This window comes from Streptococcus sp. HMSC076C08 (genome assembly GCF_001810825.1).
Taxonomy (GTDB): Bacteria; Bacillota; Bacilli; order Lactobacillales; family Streptococcaceae; genus Streptococcus.
Map to the genome: position 1 here is coordinate 1 of NZ_KV802717.1, position 260 is coordinate 260.

Here is a 260-nt window from a genome sequence, read left to right on the forward strand (position 1 = left end):
GAAGGTTGGAGTGCCCGTTTGTGGAACACCTTGAGGACCTGTGCTGGTTACGTTAGTGCTAGTTGGGGTTACCTTAGTCACTGTTGGAGTATAAGTCGCAGTCACTGGGGTACCGTTCTTATCCACACGTTTGACTGTGACTGGATCTGGGTTTCCAACAAACTGTTTGTCCGGTGTGAAGGTCACTGTTCCGTCTGGTGCAATTGTGTAAGTCCCTTGACCTGGAATAAACTTCTCTTTGCTTCCATCTGCGAAGGTTG

The 260-nt window shown here is 48.8% G+C and carries 1 protein-coding gene; it reads right to left on the minus strand.

What is annotated here, in order from left to right; genetic code table 11:
* Positions 1–260 (minus strand): Ig-like domain-containing protein (locus tag HMPREF2766_RS00955; protein WP_148131183.1); only part of this gene is annotated, 260 nt, incomplete at both ends.